This window comes from Pseudomonas sp. P5_A12 (assembly GCF_056400685.1).
Map to the genome: position 1 here is coordinate 1 of NZ_JBFUKU010000580.1, position 1294 is coordinate 1294.

Annotated in this window: 1 pseudogene; it reads left to right on the forward strand. The window is 59.6% G+C overall.

What is annotated here, in order from left to right:
- Window positions 1-1182, forward strand: a pseudogene (locus AC1DSG_RS31240) (copper amine oxidase); the annotation flags it as partial.
- Window positions 1183-1294 lie beyond the last annotated feature (112 nt).

The window sequence follows — 1294 nt, forward strand, 5'->3', positions numbered from 1 at the left end:
GCAAAAAACGCAAAATCATGTACGAAGGCTCGCTGGGCGGGATGATCGTGCCGTACGGCGACCCCGACGCAGGCTGGTACTTCAAGGGGCGGGATGATCGTGCCGTACGGCGACCCCGACGCAGGCTGGTACTTCAAGGCTTACCTGGATTCAGGCGAATACGGCATGGGCACCCTGACCTCGCCGATTGCCCGTGGCAAAGACGCCCCGGAAAACGCCGTGCTGCTCGACGCCACCATTGCCGACTACACCGGCGCACCGACGTCGATTCCTCGTGCCATGGCGGTGTTCGAACGCTACGCCGGCCCGGAATACAAACACCAGGAAATGGGCCAGCCCAACCTCAGCACCGAGCGGCGTGAGCTGGTGGTGCGCTGGATCAGCACCGTCGGCAACTACGATTACATCGTCGATTGGGTCTTCCAGCAAAACGGCACCATCGGCATCGATGCCGGCGCCACCGGTATCGAAGCAGTCAAAGGCGTGCAGTCCAAAACCATGCACGACGCCACGGCCAAGGAAGACACGCGCTACGGCACCCTGCTGGACCACAACATCGTCGGCACGACCCACCAGCACATCTACAACTTCCGCCTGGACATGGACGTGGACGGTGAAACCAACTCGTTGGTTGAAGTGAACCCGGTGGTGCTGCCAAACGACCGTGGCGGCCCGCGCACCAGCACGATGCAGACCGAGCACAACGTGGTCAGCACCGAGCAGCAGGGCGCACAGAAGTTCGACCCTTCGACCGTGCGCCTGATGACCAACTTCAGCAAGGAAAACAAAGTCGGCAACCCGGTTTCCTATCAGCTGATTCCGTATGCCGGCGGCACACATCCGGTGGCCAAGGGCGCCAACTTTGGCAAGGATGAATGGCTCTACCACCGCCTCAGCTTCATGGACAAGCAACTGTGGGTGACGCGCTATAACCCGGAGGAAAAGTATCCGGAAGGTAAATTCCCGAACCGTTCGGACAAAGACACCGGGCTTGGGCAGTTCACTGCGGATAACCAATCGATTGAAAACACCGACGACGTGGTCTGGCTGACCACCGGCACCACCCACATCGCGCGGGCCGAGGAATGGCCGATCATGCCGACCGAATGGGTGCATGTGTTGTTGAAGCCTTGGAACTTCTTTGATGAGACACCGACGCTAAACCTCAGCGTCCCTCAATAACCCCCCCTGTAAGAGCGAGCCTGCTCGCGATGGCGGTGTGTCAGAAAACATCAATTTATCTGACACACAGCATCGCGAGCAGGCTCGCTCTTACAGGGGGGGTTATTGAGGG